Below are 17,312 nucleotides of genomic sequence, written 5' to 3'. Positions count from 1 at the left end.
ATCCAGATTTGATCAAATTACTGTCGCTGCCCGGTGGCCTCGGACCTATCTTTTTCGGTGCGAGTTTGCCAAAGTCTGGTGGAAATTTGGACCCAAAGGGATGTAAATGATCGTAACATTCCCTATCTTATTGGGTAATTAGATAAAAAAGGGACAGCAGAGATGTCGAACCAGCAATTTGAAGCGCTGATTGAAGAAACGCAAAGCAAAGTGCGCGAAAGCCAGTCGCAGATCCAGAATCTGACGTCACGGATCGAAGCGGCCCGCGCCAAGATCGGCACGGCCGAGGCGGATATCGACATCGAAAACGCCACGCTTGAAGACGTGCATGCCCATACCGAGGTGATGAACGCCAATATCGCTGAGCTGATCATGGGTCTGGACGATGTGACCAGCGCGTTCTCAAAGGATTTCGACGAGATGCGTTCGAAAACCGGGTGGGAGTCGTTTGTCGGTGTCTTCTCGAAGGGTAAATCCGAGTCGATGCGGCAAGAGCGGATGCGCACGGCCAATATCGATGATAAGCTTCAGGACCTGATCGCCAAATCCGACGTGATCGTCAAACTTCTGGAAGGGCAACTGTCCGTCTTGGAAGACCAGCGAGTCAAGGTCGAGGACAACCTGACCGTCACGCTGGACGACCGCGAGGCGACTGTGGCCGAGCTTGAGGCCCTGCGCGCTGAAATTCAGGGTATGGACCCAGCGATCATCACCTTGGAGAACAAGATCAGCGTCGAACAGGATGCCGCCGCGCGCACCCAGCTGGAAACCGAGCTGGCCGAGCTGAACAAGCAATACAACGCCAAGGTTCAGGAAGAGCAGGTCAAGCTGGCCAAGTCACAGACGCTGGAGCGCTATATCGAAAAGGGCAAGACCTGGGTCGATTCACTGCAAAATCAGGCGGCGACGCAGATGGTGCTGATCAACAAGCTGCAGACAGACACGCAGCAGCGCGTGGTGCTGTATGACGCTCTGACCAAATCGCTGAAAACCGCACAGCAGCAGGACGTCGCCCACCGCATAAACGAGATCGGCGTGCAGACCGACCAGGAGGCGCAAACCGCCATGGCCGCCATCGGCACCGCCACCAATCAGAAAATGGCCGACATGCTTGAGGCGCATGAGGACCACATGGTCTTTGCCCGCGACGTGTTGGAGAAAAAGGCCAAGGCGGATGAACGCTTTGCCCGCCGGTTCGCCTCGATTGTCGAGAAGCATGATAAGAATTTGTATGGGGGTTAAGTGCGTTTTAGAACTCAGCAGCTGATCGCGTTAGCGGTTGCATTTGTTTGGTTCACGGCTGTTTGGACGGGCTTCATTCAACCAAGACACGGCCCCGCCGACACGCTGGAAATGACCGGCGAACTTTTGGATTTGCAGCATGTTGGAGTATTTTTGTTGTGGGCAGTGTTTGCACGTTGGGTGCTGCGCGTGGTTTGGCTAAACAATGCCGGTGCGCCGTGGCTCGACCGGATGGGATTGACGCCACAAGGAGCGTTCAGGGATACGTCTAGCGCACGTTTCAATCGATGGTTCTTTCACGTCGATGAAAACGGCATTGATCGAGACTTAAATAGATGAATGGGAATAACCCGACCCAAGACCATGTTGGCCTGACCGACACCTTCGCCTCGCGGCGCTATTTCCGCAAATTCGAGGTGATCACCGTCCACCTCCTGCGTGTGGCCGCGACGATGGAGGCGGAGGGCGCGATCAGCAAGCAAGAGGTGCGGATCGTGTCGCGCTACCTCTCGGGGCTGCTCTACACCTTCCGCGCGCTATCCATGAAATACCTGCTGGTCGGTCGCGATACCGGGCGGTTCTTTGGCAGCCTTGCGATGGACAAGCGCGACAGCGGGTTTCCGGTGGCGGCCGAGTTGCTGACCATGGCCAACGACGCGCAGCAGGCGCAGGTGCATCTGGCGGATATGCCTTCGGAAGACGACCTGAAAACCGACATGGTGCGGACGATCATTGGCGACCAGGAGATTCCGACCAAGCTGCAATTCGCGCTGTCCCAAAGGCTCTACTACGCGGAATTGCTGAAAGGCAAACTGTTCTGGGCCCGCAACGATCCCGAATGCCACTGGATCGGAAATGAGGGTGAGCGGCGGAAATTCCTGCTCCATTGGGCGGTTTATGACAGCCAGATCAACCTGCCGGTCATCTACCTGATGCAATTGGAGGATAGCGGCAAGACAGCACTGCCCAAGGATCAGCGTCGATGGCCCGAGGTGCAGGCGCATCTGATGGCGCAATCCTTGGGCGGGCTGAAACTGGTGACCATCGCAAAGGGCTTCGATCAGGATTTCGACGACCTGCACCCCAAGCACCTACGCCGCATTCATGTGGGGCCGATGTATTCATCGGCCTTTACCGAGCAGTCCGGCCCCTTGCGACAAGTGCTAGAGGACGCGCAGGCGCCTCAGGGGCAGGACTGGGCGCTGGCCTGGACGACTGAGGAGCTGGAGAGCGAAGAGGTGATCGAGGAACGCGCCGGGTGGTTCTCGACCGTCGAGCGTGAGGTGTTTGCGCTGGACCCGTTTGGCGGGCAAGGGGCTGAGACCGGAGCGACGCGCATGCAGCGCTCGATCATTCTGCCTCAACGTCCGTTTCAGGTTCTGGCCGAGCGCAACCCGCGGGGCTTTGCCGATGTGCGCAAATTCGTGGTCAGCAAGGCCGGGCAGGTGTTGCGCTATTAGAATTTTTGCCTCCGGCGGAGGTATTTTTGAACAGAAGAAGAATGGGCGGTTTTTGAGATGAGTTTGACGTCAGATCAGATGGAATTGCGCGAAGACGATATTCGCAAGCATTACCCTGCGGCGACGGCCTTGTTGAACGGGTTCGAACATGCGCCGCGTATTGCCAAAGCTGTTGAAGTGGCAGTTGAGCGGTCCTCGGGTGTATCGACGGGGCGGCGGTTTCGATCGACCACGCCCGGTTTGGTGACGCGGCGCACGGTACGGGCGGATGGGGTGCATCTGGTTGAGCGGATCGAGGCCTCGGATCATGGTGATACGCTGGTCTCGCCCCCTCAGGCCACAGCGCAGCAAGCCATTCGGCGCGCTATTGCAATCGCACTGGCCGTGGCCGAGGCATATGCCGAACAGACTCCGTTGGCCGATTTGAAGCGGGCCAATCTGGCGGGGGAATTGCCTGTTGCGCGAAAGACCGAGTTTTCGGAATTGCTGACGGCTGAGGCTTTGATCACATCTCATGTGCTGGGCAATGCGCTGGCTTATCTGATGTCGTCTCATCTGGGCGAAAACACGGTTGACCTTGGTGAGATCGAAGAGGTTCTGACCGACAATGGCCAGCTTGCCCTGCACGGTGCCTTGTGGGAGCTGGATCAGGTGCTGGCCAAATATGCCCCCGACGACGCCCACCTGATCGCCGCCACCAGCGCCTATGCCGAGCAGTTGATGGAAAAAGCCGCCCTGCGTTCGCAATCCGCTGGCCATCTGGCCTCGTTCCAAAACTCCGCCTGGCATATAGAGGCCGATGATCTCACGATCCGGGGGTTTGAGCCGGCCTCGAAGGCGAAATCCACCACCCTGACGATGACGTTCAAGAAACCGAACGAGGTGGTCGGCAACCATATCGCCAAGTATCAGGCAATGAAGCTGGCCAAGATGGTGATGGCCTATGACTTTGACCGCCGCCTGAACCCGTTTGCCGAGCTTGGCGGGTTCATCTTCACCTTCATGGGTGACGGCAAACCGGGTACCGGCAAAACCACACTGATCCAGATGATGGCCGGGCTGATCAACGATTATTGCCAGAACGCGGGCTATCCGTTCCGCTATCAGAACCTGAGCACCGACAATATCGACAGCTATCAGGGTAAATCCGGACAGAACGCCAAGACGTTTATCAACACGATCATCGACCCTTCGGTCATCGGCTTCGGCACCATCGACGATATCGACCAACTGGCGGGGAAACGCGGCGACCGGCAGTCCTCGGCCGGTCAGCTGGAAATCACCGCCGTGCTGATGGAGAGCTTTGCGGGTGCCAACACCGTTGTGCGCGGCAACTGCACCTTTGGCATGTTCTCGAACTACCCCGAGAATGTGGATGACGCCCTGCGCCAGCGCGCAGGCGCGCGGTTCCTGGTGGACGGGCCGCAAACGCGCGAGGATTACATCGACATCCTGCACCTGCTGATGGGCCGCAACCACGATATCCCGCTGGGCGAGCACGAAGCCTATGCCGCGCAGGAGATCAAAAAGGCCGTTGCCGCCAGTTTCGAAAGCCATTCCCGCCCGCATGAGTACGCTCTGCAGCAAGTCTATGACCGGGTATCCGGCGAGATTGGCCAGATGGACACGATCGCCAAGCTGGGCACCTACCTCAAGGCGATCCAACAGGCGGATGAGCGCTTTACTGGCCGCGCGATCAAGAACATCACCGACGCGGTCAAGGTCCGTGCGATGGATTTCGAACTGCCCGACGAATGGATGGAAAACCCCGACCTGTTCCTGTTCCGCGACTACGACACCAAGAAAGCCATGATCGAGGACCTGCGCCAGCCGATCACGGTGGACATGGTGATGCAGGAAATCAACCGCTACGCCGACAGCGAATTCCGCTATGCGGACAAGAGCGACGAGGTCGCCATCGAGAACGCCGTGCGTGAAATGGGCCGGATGGAAGAGGCCAAGCGGCGGTATTTGGAGGGGAAGGGATAATGCTCGTTTACGCGATTTCCGGTTTTGCGCTTGTATTGGGCTTGATCCTGCCTCTGCGCTGGGGCGTGATCGGATTTCTGGGCGCCGTGACGGTGCTGTTTCTAACCCAGTTCGGTGTCAACGCGGGCAGCGGGTTCGAGGGCACCTCATGGGAAGAGTCCCTGATCCTGTTTGAGGGCAGCGTGGTGTCTTACCTCGGGTTCAATTTGCAGATCACAGGGCGGGCGTTTGCATTGCCGTTGTTGGTGTTGGCGGTTGTGGTTGTTGGTCGTTTCAAAAGGTTGGGATGAGATAAGTGGCGCGCGAGATGAAAACCCAACTCGACCGTGAGCTCATCAATGCCGACAAGAGCGACGAGGTCGCCATCGAAAACGCGGCAAGCGAGATGGGCCGGATTGAAGAGGTCAAGCGGTGGTATCTGGAGGGGAAGGGGTGACGTACTTGCTGCAAGCAGTCAACAACTGGTTGACGGAGTACCAGCTCCTAGTTTTGTCGCTGGGAGTCCCGTTGGTCAGTGCCGTTGTGGCGATGATATCTTCAAGTTATGCAGTTCGGCGATCACTTCGGGAAGCAAAGGTCCAGCGAAGCTTTGAAAGCAACCTCAAGCTGGCTGAGTTTCGTCAATCTTGGATCAACGAACTGCGTGATGACTTGGCGGAATACAGCGCGTTGTGCCTTATTGCATCAGATTTTGAGGACAAGAACGAGCTTTTCGTCCGCATTATGACACTTTCGAATAGATTCAAGATGCGAATGAACCCAACTGACCCGGACTACAAAGCACTTCAAGAATCTCTTACTGCCGAGCTCCATGACGCTTCACGACGTAAGGGTGAAAAATACGCTATAGATGAGATTGATGAAATTTCTCCGCGGGTTGGACAACGAGTTCTCAAAAGAGAGTGGGAACGACTAAAGGCGGATATGGGGGCAACATCATGATCCGCCTCATCGAAAAAGGTCTGATGTTCGGCAATCTCGTCCACATCTCCAGCCCGGCTCTGGTCGAGCGGTACAATCGCGCGCTGCAGCATCTGGCGGGCAAGGCTACGGCACTGACGGATTTCCATGTCGATATCTCGGGATATTCGCCGGAGGTGGGGATTGAACTGGAGGATGAGCTCTACCTCAACCCGAACGGGGTCAACCGACAGTTCATCCTGCTGACGACCGAGCAGAAACGCGCGCCTTTGCTGAACGTCAAATTCTCGACCTCGCGGGATATCCTGCGCGAGTTCATCGAGATGAACGAGGCGCAGCTGTTCGCCCTGACCGCCACCGATGCGGTGGCCGGAGAGCTGGTGAACTCGGTCTTCAAACTCACCACGCCCAATGATCTGCTGAACCTGCGCAAGATCGAGATTGAGGCCGATACTGCAGGCGGCACCCTGCGCAAGGCCGAGCAACTGGCGGGCATGGTCGAAAAGTTCAAAACCGCCGAGGATGCCTGGTTCGATGACGTGCTGATCGCCCGGATGATCGAAACCGCCAAGGAAACTGGTGATGTCACCCGCAACCCGATCCGCCTGCGCCACACCTCGTTTGAGCAGCGCAACTTCTGGACGGCGCATTTCGGCGGGCTGTACCTGTTCCCGGACGTTGATCACCCAGCGGCGATTGGCGTGGGTGAAAAGCCTGACGATCTGAAAATCAAGTACACCTTTGACCCGTCCCAGCGGAATCAGATTGCCAAATTCCTTGACTATAACGATCTGGTTGAACCCATCGTGAAAGCGCGCGGCGTGGATGCGGCGGCGATCCTTCGGCAAAAAATGGATTTCCTGACCGTTGCCGCAGCCGCCGATGCCGATGTTGACCTTACGGGTTTGGATCGCAGCGATATGCGGCGCCTGGCGCGCACCCATGCAGATCGGTTGCCTGAGGCCTATCACGGCTTGGCCCAACTGTTGCGCTGGGCTACTGACGGAGGGCCTTGGCCGCGGATAACCTCGGACCATCCGGCCTATTTCTACACATTACGCGCGGCGGATACGTCACAGCGCGATCTGGTCAACATGCTACTGGCCGAGCTGGCCCCGCTGGACCCGCGCCAGATGTTTATTTGTCATAAAGAGCTGTTCTATAAAACCTACAAAGGCTGGTCGGAACCCAAGAAAGCCTATGTTGCTGATTTCCTTGAGCGCGAGTATCAGGTGGACAAAGCCGGCGCGCGCACCGCCCTGTTCGGCCACGAACCAGATATGTCCGGTGAGGATCGGGTCAGCGAGGATGTGATAGCGCGGGTTGGGCCTTGGGGCGCGATAAGGAAAGAGTAAGATGTTCGGAGCGATGCGCCTGTTTCTGATCTTGCTGGTGATCCAGACGGTTGCCTATTTTGCACTGTCTCTCTACTCACGCAGCGCACGCCGCCGCAAGCTGGAAACCTGGTGGGATGAGAAGGGCAAGCAAGGCAACAAGCAAGCCTTTGTCGAACGCGGTCTGCACGTGTATGACAACTCGTTCCGACGCAAACTGATCTTGGGTGTCTATATCGTGCCGTGGGTGGCGATTGGCGCGTTGATATATATTGTGAATTATATGTGAGGGTTCTGGCATGGCCTATTTGAAATGGGCATTGATCATCATCTTCTGGGGCACGATTGCGGTCGTTCTGCAGTACTCCCTGCCACAGCGCGATATCGTGCGCATCGTGAACACTTACGAAGAGCGGCAAGATCTGAACGACTGGACCCGGATCTTCTGGTCCGAGCCGGATGATCAATCGACCAGCCTGTCGAACCGCGATGTTCAGTTCATCCAGGCGGTGCGCGCAAATGGCAAGCCGATCGTTTACAGAAACGAAGACACTAGCTGGGGTTGGCCGCCTTATTTTAAGTTCGATACTGCTAACCTTTACACAGAGGCCAATGATGCGATTTCGGATAAGGATGACCCTGACTGGGTTGCGGTGACTCATTATGGCTGGCGCAACGAATTTATGTCGATTTTTCCCAATGCGGTTTCTCTGAAACATGTTGATGGCCCGGATGTACGCCTGATCCCATGGTTCAATATCATCTTCCTGACCGTTTTCTTTGCCATTATCTGGGCGATCTGGGTGCGCTGGCGCAGGTTCCGGCAGCGCCGCATCGATCCGATGCTCGATGGTGTCGAGGATAGTCTTTATGCGGCGGGTGATGCGATTGAGGAGCGGCAGAAGGGATTCCGCCGCTGGTTGGACAGCTGGAAAACTAAGTAAGGCGTGGCCGTTGTCAGCGTACAATGAACTCTGCGTGAAGCGCGCCGGCGGCTTTGATCGTCTTCAGGATGTCGATCATATCGCGGGGCGACACGCCGAGCGCGTTCAGCCCGGCGACAACCTCGGACAAGGTCGTGGCCTCGGGGATTTCAGCCAAGCCTGTGCCTTCTTCTTCCTCGATCCCGGCGACGGTGCGAGGCACCACTACGGTCTCACCTCGGGCAAACGGGTTGGGTTGAACGGCAATCGGCGCCTCTTCCACGGTTAGGGTCAGGTTTCCTTGTGAAACCGCGACCCGTGAGATACGGACTTCCTGCCCCATGACGATAGTACCCGATCTTTGATCAACCACCACGCGTGCTTTGGCTTCCGGTTCAACAAGGATGTTTTCAATCCGCCCAATCGCATGGGCGGTTGATACCGATTGCGTGGCCGCAATATTCAGCTCTACCGTACCGGAATCCCGCATTATGGCCACCGCGCGGTTGAACTCGGTGTTGATCGCAGTTTCTATCCGCCCGGCGGTGGTGAAATCCGGCTCGCGCAAGGCAAGTCGCATTTGCGTCAGAGCCGAGAGATCGAAGTCAATTTCTCGTTCGACTCGCGCGCCGGACGGGATGACACCTGAGGTCGGAACACCTTGTACGACCGAGGCGGCATCGCCTTCGGCAACCGTCCCACCTGCCAAAACCGTGCCTTGCGCCACAGCGTAAATCTGACCATCCGCCGCATTTAGTGGGGTCATAATAAGGGTTCCACCAAGCAGGCTGCCGGAATCACCGATCGCCGAAACGGTTACGTCAATCTGGCCGCCAACGCGCGCGAAAGGGGGCAGGCTGGCTGTCACCAGGACGGCCGCAACGTTTTTGGGCCGGAAATCTTCGCCATTAACGTTTACGCCCAAACGTTCAAGGATGTTTGACATGATCTCTTCGGTGAACGGTGAATTGCGCAGGCCGTCGCCCGTACCATTCAGGCCAACGACCAAACCATATCCAACCAGATCGTTGCCGCGGACACCGTCGAAATCCACAAGGTCTTTCAGCCGAATTGCACCCGCTGAGGCAAGACCGGGAAGAAGAAGGATCAAGAGGAAAGCAAGAAATCTCATCTCAGGAAATTCACCAGCGACAGGTTGGCATTGCGCACCGTGACCGAATAAAGGCTCTCCAGTTGAAACTGCACGGTCTGCAGCTGTGCTGCCGTTTGATACGGGTCGGCTGCGATCAGGGAATTCCGGCTGTATTCAAAACCCATGCGCGATGCCGCGTTTCGGGTAGCGGCTTGTTCGACTCGGGCCTCGGCCGCGCCGACCTCGGCCCTTAGCTTGACCATTTCATCTTTTGCGTTGGCCAGATCGACACCCAGCTGTGTGAACAGGCTTGTTCGCAGCGTTGGGGACCATGCCAGCGCGTCTTCCGATGCTAACGTGGCCAAGGCCGTGTCGCGTAGTGCCGACTTGAAGGCCGGATCGGTCGCCGTGATTGGGATGGAAATCCGCTCATTTTCGGAGATTTGCATCGGCGCCAAAGGTGTATCTGAACCTTGGTAGATCACCGCGTCAAAACCGGTCGGATCGTTGAACCAATCCTCGGCTGCCGTGCGGATGTCGGTCATCGTGGTTAGGCCAGCAAGCTCGGTTTCAAGCGCCGTCAAAAGGGTTTCGGCCGAGGCCAACGGAGAGACATCGGTTGCCACGCCAGAATACAGGCTGCGCCCGCCGACCCGTGTGTTCAGGGCCGAGATCATCGTGTCCAGCTCATTCCGCGCCTGAACCGAGGCCTGTTCGTGCGTCACGGTCTGATTTGCGGTGCCGAAGGCCAGCAAGCTGGCCGACATCTCACCCAAAGATTCGTCAAAGGTGGTCAGGCTTTGCTGCATCACATCGGTGAACAATCCGGCCTCGGACGTTGCGATCTTGTAGGCGTCCAGTCGGGCAAGATTGCGATCGAGATCCAGAAGATGCGAAAGATCGCCGCCAAGATGCCCCGAGACATCCTGAACCTTACCGCTCGACATCTCATAAGACAGTGTTTCGATCTGGGCTTTGATCTCAGAAGCGCGCGCGCGCAACGTCATGCCGCGCGCCAGATCACCAATTGCGGTCAGTGTCATTCTTACAACCTCAGCAGTGTTTCCATAAGTTCATCGACAACCGTCATCACCCTCGCATTGGCGGAATAGGCCTGTTCGATCTGCATCAGACGCTGCAGTTCCTGATCCGTATCCACGCCTTGTTCAGCTTCGATCTGGGCCATCTGCTGCTGCGCACCGGTTGCGAAGGTCTTGCGCTGTTCGGCCCGGTGTGCCTGCGCGCCTGCGTCAGACAGCAACGCCTCAGTCACTTCGGCTGCGCGCAGGTTGCCGGTGCCAAACAGGGAACCTGGAACAGGTCTTGCGTCGTTCAGGATTGCGCCAAAAGCTTGCAGCTGTGTTGAATCGCCTGGGTCTCCCGGCGTGGCTGCGCCAAGGCCAGCGCGTAGTCGCCAACTGTCGCCTCCGGCATCCGGGTCAACGATCGTATTCAGCGACAGGCGTGCGGCCAGCCCGGTGACCATGGCAGGATCGAACCGGCTGCCATCATCGGTGAACAGCCCCGGATCCGTTGCGGCTGCTGTTGGGTCGAGACCTGGCGTTTCAAAGCGTTCGATAAGATCCCGCGCGACCGTATCCAATTGCAGCTGGGCTTCAACCGCCAGTTCATCCCGGATGGTAAATTCAGCGGCTAACGCCCCGCCCCGTATTTGTGCTGTATCGCCGCCGGTACGAATAGGGTCTCCGTTCATTTCCAGGCCCGACAACAGCCCATTGCCGACTGTCATATGGGGTTTTGTTTCGCCGGTGGTGGTGAAGGCAAACTCTGATGCTTTGCCTTCGAGCAGGATCAGGCCGGCATCGGAATAGAGCGAAACCTGATCGTTATCGCGCGGGATTACATTGACCGGGATCAGCGTGTTCACCTGATCAATCAGGATCTGACGCTGATCCTGTAAGGCCCCGATATCGCCGCCTGAATTGCGAATGGCGGGGATCTTTGCGTTGAGGTCTTCGATATCCTTCAGCATCTGGTTCAGGCTTTCCACCTGTGCCCCGATCCGCCGATCTGCATCCGAGCGCGCCTGACGGACCCCTTCGGATGCTGCATTCAGCTCATTGGCCAGATACCGACCGGCGCGGGCGGCCTGATCGAGCCGTTGCGCTGAATCCGGCAGGCTGGATGCCGTGATCAGGCTGCCATCAAAGGCCGCAAGTCGCGCGGCCAGTGACGTTGCACCATCCGCGGGACCGATAAGGTTTGCGAATTGCGACTGAAACGCCGACAAAGAAGATTGCTGCGCCAGATCCGCGTCGGTGGCGCGCCGATTGGCAACCAGGACCGGGTCTTGATGACGGATCACGCCGACAGTGCGCACTCCATTGCCCGAGATTGGGCTGGTGGTCAGTTCCAGTGACCGGCGCGCGTAACCGGGCGTGAGCGCATTGGCGACGTTGCCGGACACGACGGCAGCGCCGCGGCTGGCCGCCGTCAGACCGCCCAAAGCGTTATGTAAAGCTGTCGACATGTTCATGGCCTGCTCCTTATCTATGTCCGAAACTCGGTTTATCGTTTGAGGTTCGTTGTTTCCTGCAACATCTCATCCACGGTCTGGATCACCGTCGCGTTCGAGGAATAGGCGCGCTGGGTTTGGATCAGCGATGTCAGCTCGGTCGCGACATCGGTTGTTGATTCCTCGCGCGCGAATGAGATCAGCGAGCCAGTTGGGCCCTCACCTGCATTCCACAGGAAGAAGGTCCCGCTATCGCGTGAGGGCGCGTAGGTCTGACTGTCCAGTGCTGTAAGGCCGTTGGGATTGGGGACATCCGCCAGCGGGATCTGGAACATACGGCGGCTGACGCCGGTATCATAAAGTGCATATACATAACCGTTTTCGTCCACCTGAACGCTGGTCATGGTGCCGACCGCAGCACCATCGCGCGTGATGGAAACCGGGGCGAAAGTGTCGGACAATTGCGTGATGCCATCCGCGTCGCCGATCAGGCCGATGTTTACCTCCATCGGGCCGCCCGCCACACTGACGACAACACTGCCGGTGGCTGGATCGTAAGCCCCACCCGAAACGGTCGTCACACTTGCCAATGTCCCACCGGCGGTGCGACTGTCGGTAAAGGTGAGTGTATATTCCCCGATCACGGCGCCGCCCGATGCCGAGTCGCGCAAGATCATTGTCCATTCGTTGCTGGAGCCTGTCGCCGGGACAGTTGGAACCAGTTCGATATCAATACTCTCGGATTTGCCCAGATTATCGAAGTATTCGACCGATAGAGGCTGCGTGTCGCCGGGTGCGCCAGCGTCAGTGGCCGTCGCGGGTAGGTTCATCCTCAGGTTCATTTGCGTTGTTGGTGCGCCTGACAGTTGATTGACGCTTAGCTGGACGGGTTCTAACGCGGCGGGCGTATCGCGTGGAACCGGGGGAATTGTACCGTCGGAGTTTGCGCGCCACCCCAGCAGAACCAGCCCGGATTCGGTGACCAGATAGCCTTGGTCATTGGTGCGAAACGAGCCAGTCGTGGTCAGCAGCATCTCATTCGAGCCGCCCACGATTTGCGAGCTAGAGCGTACCGGCAACATCCCACGGCCACGTACTGCCAAATCGGTTGAGTTGTTCGTTGTTACCAGTGAACCGCGCTGGTCGATCATACGTTGGCTGGTGGTCCTGACCCCGCCGGCGGAATAGCTGCCGCCCTGGCCCGAGGTGACCATGGAATGAAAATCCGTCTCGACCCGTTTATAGCCGAAGGTCGACGAGTTCGCGATGTTGTCGGAAATCGTCGCCAGCCTGTTGGCATTTGCCTTCAGCGCGGCGACACCGGCATTTAGCGAAGAGGAAATTGTCATCGGCACGCCCTTCTGTTGCGTCAATCAGTGATGCAACAGCTAATGCACTGCCCCTTAACAGCGCGCTAACAGGTAAAATGCGTTCTATCCTTTAGGGGTCACGCAGAAAAATCACCTCGATCCTGTTGTTACGAGGGGCCATCGGGTCATCGCTGTGCAATTTGCGGTCGGCATGGCCCGTCACCCGATCCAGCCGGGGTGGCGAAACGCCCTTATCCTGCAGCATTTGGCGCATGGACTGGGCGCGCGATGTCGACACATCCCAGGCTGGGTCATGGGCCAGAACCACCGGAGAGGCGCTGACGTGGCCTTCTACCGCAATGGGGTTGGTGACCAGATCGGATGCGCGTGCGATTAGCAAGGCCAGCGCCCGCATCACCGGTGTGGGCTTGTTGGTACCCGATTCGAACAAGGGCTGATCTTCGGTATCGAACAGCTCGACGATCAGGCCCTGATCCGTCACACGCGTGACGATGTGTTTCAGCAGCTTGTCCGACACCACGCTTTCGCCCGTGCGACCCAAGAGCTGCGCCTCTAGCGTCGAGAAATCCTGTTTGGCCCCCTTGCCATCGGCGTCTAAACCAGTGGTCCCGCGAGCCTTGCGCGCATCGGTCGGAAACCGCGCGGTGGCCCCTTTGCCATCCATCACCAGAGTTTCTTCTGAAAATACACTGTTGCCGCCAAATGCTCCGTCACCCCCGCCTGAATCGGGACTGATCGGGATAGCAGGCGAAAAGTAATCCGCCAGCCCCTTGCGTTGTGTTTCGGTCGTTGCGTTCAGCAGCCACATCAACATGAAGAAGGCCATCATGGCCGTGACGAAGTCCGCATACGCGACCTTCCACGCGCCACCGTGATGGCCATCGCCACCCGACACACGCTTCTTCTTGATGATGATTGGCGCCGCATTGGTCTGCGCACCCATCTCCACCACCTTTTTTATCACCCGGATAGAGGTTTAGCAGCGCAGGTCTTAAGGCCCGTTTAATACTTAAAACTGTTCGGATTTTACCTTACATCGGCAAGCTGGTTGAGGCGCGGCGCAGAATCAGAGATAGGCGATTGAAGCTGTTTTCGATCCCTTCAGGATCGGCTTTCCCCAGGAAGTCATCCAACTCCTGATGCACTTTGACGGCCTGATCCAGTATTGGGTCGGCGCCTTCGGTATATAGCCCTGCTTTGATCATCACTTCGGATTGTTCGTAGCTGCCGATCAGCTTGCGGGTTTCGGTGATCATCTGATTCTCGGCCTCGGTCGCTGCCGCTGGAAGGGATCGAGACACTGACCGGCTGAGATCAATCGCGGGAAAGCGACCACGTTCGGCGATCTCACGGCTGAGCACGATATGCCCGTCCAGCACCCCGCGCAGAATGTCGGCGACGGGTTCGTCCATATCTGATCCGGCGACGAGAACGCTGAAGACGGCGGTGATGTCGCCTTGTTCAGGCGTGCCGGGCCCGGCGCGTTCGCAGAGCTTTGAGATCAGGGGCGTGACCGAAGGAGGGAAACCGCGCAGCGAAGGAGCTTCCCCCATCGCAACGGCAATCTCACGATGCGCCTCGGCAAAGCGGGTGACCGAATCGGCCAGCAACAATACGCTCAACCCCTTATCGCGCAGATGTTCGGCCACCGACATGGCCGACCAGGCACACCTCCGTCGCGCCAAGGCGGATTGATCTGACGTAGCTGCAACTACAACCGACCGTTTCATCGCCTCAGGTCCAAGCGCATGGGTGACGAATTCATTCACCTCGCGCCCGCGCTCACCCACCAGGGCTACGACGACCACATCTGCCTGCAATGATCGCGCCAAGGTTGCCAGCAGGGTCGATTTCCCGACCCCCGAACCCGCGAACAGACCAATGCGCTGCCCGCGCACGATGGGCAGCATGGTGTTGAGCGCGGCAAGACCGGTCGCCATCCGGTCCCCCAATGGCTTGCGTTCAACAGCGGGGGGCGGGGGGTGCATGATGTCGAGTTCCTGCGTACCACCCAACAGCGGTTTGCCATCCAGCGGTTTACCGAACGGGTCGATCACACGGCCCAGCCAATGCATCCCGGGCGCAAAACCCGGCGATGGGTTCAGAATCACCCTGTCCCCCAGGCTCACCCCATCGGCTGCGCCACCGGGCATCATATGAATGTGGTCTGCGCCCACGCGCTGTACCTCGCCACCCAAATCGGGCCCGGATCGGCGGTGCAAGGTCAGCAAGTCTCCGATGCGGGCCTGATGGTTCAACCCACTGATTTCTATGGTGCCTTTCGCCACACCAGATACCAGTCCGACATGATGTACCGTGGGTATCCGGTCGAATTCGCATTTCAGAAGCATCGGGTCGAGGGCTGACATCGTGGGTTCTCCAACTGAGTTCTGAAAACTGTTTCTAAAGGAATCGGGGTTAAGCCTTGATTGAAATTGATCGAGGGAGAAGCCCCGATGTTCTATGACCTGAACGTCTTTAAGACAGCGCACGCTATGGCAACCCATGCCGGGCAACGGCAGGCTGTCATTGCGCGCAACATGGCCAATGCAGATACGCCGGGATACCAGCCCCGCGATATTGAGGCCTTTAAATCAGCCTTCGAAAACACCGGTCCACAAACGCAGATGATGGCCACCCGGCATGGGCATCTGAATGGTGTCGGCATGACCGGGCACAGCTGGGCTGAGTTTGCAGCCGACCCCAGCGGTGATCCAAATGGCAACGGTGTGTCACTGGAAGAAGAGATGCTGAAAGCCGTCGACGTCAAACGGCAGCATGACAGGGCGCTGGCCATCTATAAATCCTCGATGAACGTTCTGCGCACCAGTCTGGGTCGCGGGTAAGCGGAGGGTGAGATGAGCGATTTTTCCCACTCCCTCACGGCCTCGGCCAGCGCTTTGCGAGCGCAGGCGGCCCGGCTGCGTCACGTGTCCGAGAATATCTCGAACGCGGATACGCCCGGATACCGGCGCAAGACGGTACCGTTTGAAACGGTGCAGCAGGACGGCAAAGCCATGGTGCAGGCTGGGCGCGTGCAATTGGATCGTCGCGATCTGCAACGCGTGCACGACCCAAGCCATCCGATGGCGGATGAAAGCGGGCACTACCTGGGCTCAAATGTTGATCTGATGATCGAGATCGCCGACGCGCGCGAAGCGCAGCGCAGTTACGAGGCCAATCTCAAGATGTTCGACCAGACGCGCAAAATGTCGTCGTCGCTAATGGAATTACTCCGGAAATAAAGGAACGCCAGAATGGATATCCGATCCCTTACCGCCGCGCAGAGCTATGCCGGCGCACGCCCCGCCACGCAGGCCGACCCTGACCACAGCGCTATGGCGCAGGGGATGCGCGCGTCTTTTCAAGACTTTGCGGCGACGCTGAAACAGAGCGAGCAGATATCGCAGGCCGCGATGACCGGGCAGGCGGATCCGCACGCGTTGGTGCAGGCGCTGGCCCAGACCGAACTGGCCGTCGAAACTGCGGTTATCGTGCGGAACAAGGTGGTCGAGGCCTATCAGGAAATCCTGCGGATGCCGGTCTGAGCGATGCTGAGCGAAGGTCTGTTCTATGACATCGTGCGCCAGGCGTTGTGGATCGCGGTGATCACCTCGGTTCCCATCCTCGCCGTGGCGTTGGTGTCGGGGTTGGTCGTTGGTCTGTTCCAGGCGCTGACCTCGGTCCAGGAAATGACCCTGACCTTCGTGCCCAAACTGATCGCAATCGTCATCGTGTTCTGGATTTCCATGGGCTTCATGACCCAAACGCTTGTCACCTTTTTTACAGGCACCCTGGTGCCGCTGATCGCCGGAGGTCGCTGATGGATACCGCCTATGTCACCTTATCCCGTCAATCCGGGTTGATGAACGAAATGCGGCTGGTGGCGAACAACATCGCCAACGCCAATACCACCGGCTATCGTGAGCAGGGGTTGGTGTTCTCGGAATTCATTCGTGACATGCCCAATACGCCGTCCCTGTCCATGAGCCGGGCCGAGGCGCGCAATACCTCTCTGCAACAGGGGGTGTTGACTGAGACCGGAGGGCAGTTTGACTTCGCCATCGAGGGTGAGGGGTTCTTTTTGCTCGAAACGCCCGACGGCAATCGCCTGACGCGGGCGGGCAGTTTCACACCAAATGCGCAGGGTGATCTAGTGGCCGCGGATGGCTCGGCCGTGCTGGACAGCAATGGATCACCAGTTTTCATTCCCCCGGATGCGGCGAGCATCGATGTCGGCGCAGATGGAACACTCAGCGTGAACGGGCAGTTGCTGGGGCAGATCGGTATCTATCGGGTGGCTGATCCCGAGACTTTGGTTCGTGAGGGCAACACGCGTTTTCGGCCTCAGGGCGATGTCGACCCCGTCGATGAGCCCGTTGTCCTGCATCGCTTTCTGGAAGGGTCCAACGTGAATGCGATCGAACAAGTCACGCGCATGATCGAGATTCAGCGAGCCTATGAGCTGGGTCAAAGCTTTCTGGAAACCGAGGATGCGCGCGTGCGCGGGGCCCTCGACGCGCTGATGCGCTGACCTGAACAA

21 protein-coding genes are annotated in these 17,312 nt (G+C 58.1%); 15 read left to right on the top strand and 6 right to left on the bottom strand.

What is annotated here, in order from left to right; all coding sequences use genetic code 11:
• Nucleotides 1-162 precede the first annotated feature (162 nt).
• Genes ACR0KG_RS18825 through ACR0KG_RS18780 form a run of 10 tightly spaced genes read left to right on the top strand, consistent with a single transcriptional unit; the run spans nt 163 to nt 7,890 of the window.
• Nucleotides 163-1,242 (top strand): hypothetical protein, encoded by a 1,080-nt coding sequence (locus ACR0KG_RS18825; protein ID WP_480551446.1) that lies wholly within the window; start codon nt 163-165, stop codon nt 1,240-1,242.
• On the top strand, nt 1,243-1,581 hold the full coding sequence (locus ACR0KG_RS18820) for a hypothetical protein (RefSeq protein ID WP_480551448.1): 339 nt from the start codon (nt 1,243-1,245) through the stop codon (nt 1,579-1,581).
• A complete protein-coding gene (locus ACR0KG_RS18815; protein WP_480828128.1) occupies nt 1,578-2,702 on the top strand; it encodes a hypothetical protein in 1,125 nt (374 codons plus the stop codon). Before ACR0KG_RS18820 ends, ACR0KG_RS18815 begins: the two co-directional genes overlap by 4 nt.
• Nucleotides 2,703-2,759: 57 nt before the next feature.
• Nucleotides 2,760-4,691: an AAA family ATPase gene (locus tag ACR0KG_RS18810; protein ID WP_480828127.1), complete on the top strand. Its 1,932-nt coding sequence runs from the start codon at nt 2,760-2,762 to the stop codon at nt 4,689-4,691.
• Nucleotides 4,691-4,981 (top strand): hypothetical protein, encoded by a 291-nt coding sequence (locus tag ACR0KG_RS18805; RefSeq protein ID WP_480828126.1) that lies wholly within the window; start codon nt 4,691-4,693, stop codon nt 4,979-4,981. The genes ACR0KG_RS18810 and ACR0KG_RS18805 overlap by 1 nt, the downstream gene beginning before the upstream one ends.
• 5 nt (nt 4,982-4,986) lie before the next feature.
• Nucleotides 4,987-5,127, top strand: a complete 141-nt coding sequence (locus ACR0KG_RS18800) for a hypothetical protein (RefSeq protein WP_480828125.1) — start codon at nt 4,987-4,989, stop codon at nt 5,125-5,127.
• Between the two features lie 5 nt (nt 5,128-5,132).
• Complete coding sequence (locus ACR0KG_RS18795; protein ID WP_480828124.1) at nt 5,133-5,633, top strand: hypothetical protein; 501 nt, start codon at nt 5,133-5,135, stop codon at nt 5,631-5,633.
• Nucleotides 5,630-6,967 (top strand): DUF6638 family protein, encoded by a 1,338-nt coding sequence (locus ACR0KG_RS18790; RefSeq protein WP_480828123.1) that lies wholly within the window; start codon nt 5,630-5,632, stop codon nt 6,965-6,967. The genes ACR0KG_RS18795 and ACR0KG_RS18790 overlap by 4 nt, the downstream gene beginning before the upstream one ends.
• Nucleotide 6,968: 1 nt before the next feature.
• Nucleotides 6,969-7,235: a hypothetical protein gene (locus ACR0KG_RS18785; RefSeq protein WP_480545212.1), complete on the top strand. Its 267-nt coding sequence runs from the start codon at nt 6,969-6,971 to the stop codon at nt 7,233-7,235.
• Between the two features lie 10 nt (nt 7,236-7,245).
• On the top strand, nt 7,246-7,890 hold the full coding sequence (locus ACR0KG_RS18780; RefSeq protein WP_480551457.1) for a DUF1523 family protein: 645 nt from the start codon (nt 7,246-7,248) through the stop codon (nt 7,888-7,890).
• A 13-nt stretch (nt 7,891-7,903) separates the two neighbouring features.
• On the opposite strand, the gene ACR0KG_RS18775 is transcribed toward ACR0KG_RS18780, so the two are convergent.
• From ACR0KG_RS18775 to ACR0KG_RS18750, 6 genes are all read right to left on the bottom strand, one after another.
• Nucleotides 7,904-9,001 carry a flagellar basal body P-ring protein FlgI gene (locus ACR0KG_RS18775; protein ID WP_480828122.1) on the bottom strand — a complete coding sequence of 366 codons (1,098 nt, stop codon included), beginning with the start codon at nt 8,999-9,001 and terminating at the stop codon, nt 7,904-7,906.
• Entirely contained in the window at nt 8,998-10,005 is a 1,008-nt protein-coding gene (locus ACR0KG_RS18770) for a flagellin (RefSeq protein ID WP_480828121.1), read from the bottom strand. Before ACR0KG_RS18770 ends, ACR0KG_RS18775 begins: the two co-directional genes overlap by 4 nt.
• Nucleotides 10,006-10,007: 2 nt before the next feature.
• Nucleotides 10,008-11,459: a flagellar hook-associated protein FlgK gene (flgK, locus tag ACR0KG_RS18765; RefSeq protein WP_480551463.1), complete on the bottom strand. Its 1,452-nt coding sequence runs from the start codon at nt 11,457-11,459 to the stop codon at nt 10,008-10,010.
• A gap of 32 nt (nt 11,460-11,491) precedes the next feature.
• Nucleotides 11,492-12,787, bottom strand: coding sequence for a flagellar hook protein FlgE (locus ACR0KG_RS18760; protein WP_480551465.1), 1,296 nt, complete (start codon nt 12,785-12,787; stop codon nt 11,492-11,494).
• Between the two features lie 91 nt (nt 12,788-12,878).
• Nucleotides 12,879-13,712, bottom strand: a complete 834-nt coding sequence (locus ACR0KG_RS18755; protein ID WP_353012684.1) for a flagellar motor protein MotB — start codon at nt 13,710-13,712, stop codon at nt 12,879-12,881.
• Nucleotides 13,713-13,800: 88 nt separating this feature from the next.
• A complete protein-coding gene (locus ACR0KG_RS18750) occupies nt 13,801-15,120 on the bottom strand; it encodes a FliI/YscN family ATPase (RefSeq protein WP_480828155.1) in 1,320 nt (439 codons plus the stop codon).
• Between the two features lie 105 nt (nt 15,121-15,225).
• Between ACR0KG_RS18750 and ACR0KG_RS18745 the strand changes: the two genes are divergently transcribed.
• Genes ACR0KG_RS18745 through ACR0KG_RS18725 form a run of 5 tightly spaced genes read left to right on the top strand, consistent with a single transcriptional unit; the run spans nt 15,226 to nt 17,303 of the window.
• Nucleotides 15,226-15,615 (top strand): FlgB family protein, encoded by a 390-nt coding sequence (locus ACR0KG_RS18745; protein ID WP_480551469.1) that lies wholly within the window; start codon nt 15,226-15,228, stop codon nt 15,613-15,615.
• Nucleotides 15,616-15,627: 12 nt separating this feature from the next.
• Nucleotides 15,628-16,014: a flagellar basal body rod protein FlgC gene (gene flgC / locus ACR0KG_RS18740; RefSeq protein ID WP_170537180.1), complete on the top strand. Its 387-nt coding sequence runs from the start codon at nt 15,628-15,630 to the stop codon at nt 16,012-16,014.
• 12 nt (nt 16,015-16,026) lie between these two features.
• The gene (gene fliE / locus ACR0KG_RS18735; RefSeq protein WP_480551471.1) at nt 16,027-16,317 is read left to right on the top strand and encodes a flagellar hook-basal body complex protein FliE; all 291 of its coding nucleotides are present in this window, start codon (nt 16,027-16,029) and stop codon (nt 16,315-16,317) included.
• A gap of 3 nt (nt 16,318-16,320) precedes the next feature.
• Entirely contained in the window at nt 16,321-16,593 is a 273-nt protein-coding gene (locus ACR0KG_RS18730; protein WP_480551472.1) for a flagellar biosynthetic protein FliQ, read from the top strand.
• Entirely contained in the window at nt 16,593-17,303 is a 711-nt protein-coding gene (locus ACR0KG_RS18725) for a flagellar hook-basal body complex protein (RefSeq protein WP_480551474.1), read from the top strand. Before ACR0KG_RS18730 ends, ACR0KG_RS18725 begins: the two co-directional genes overlap by 1 nt.
• Nucleotides 17,304-17,312 lie beyond the last annotated feature (9 nt).

Source organism: Ruegeria sp. H4 (genome assembly GCF_056533065.1).
The sequence above is the reverse complement of the archived record's forward strand: the minus strand, read 5'-3'. Positions and strand labels throughout refer to the sequence as shown.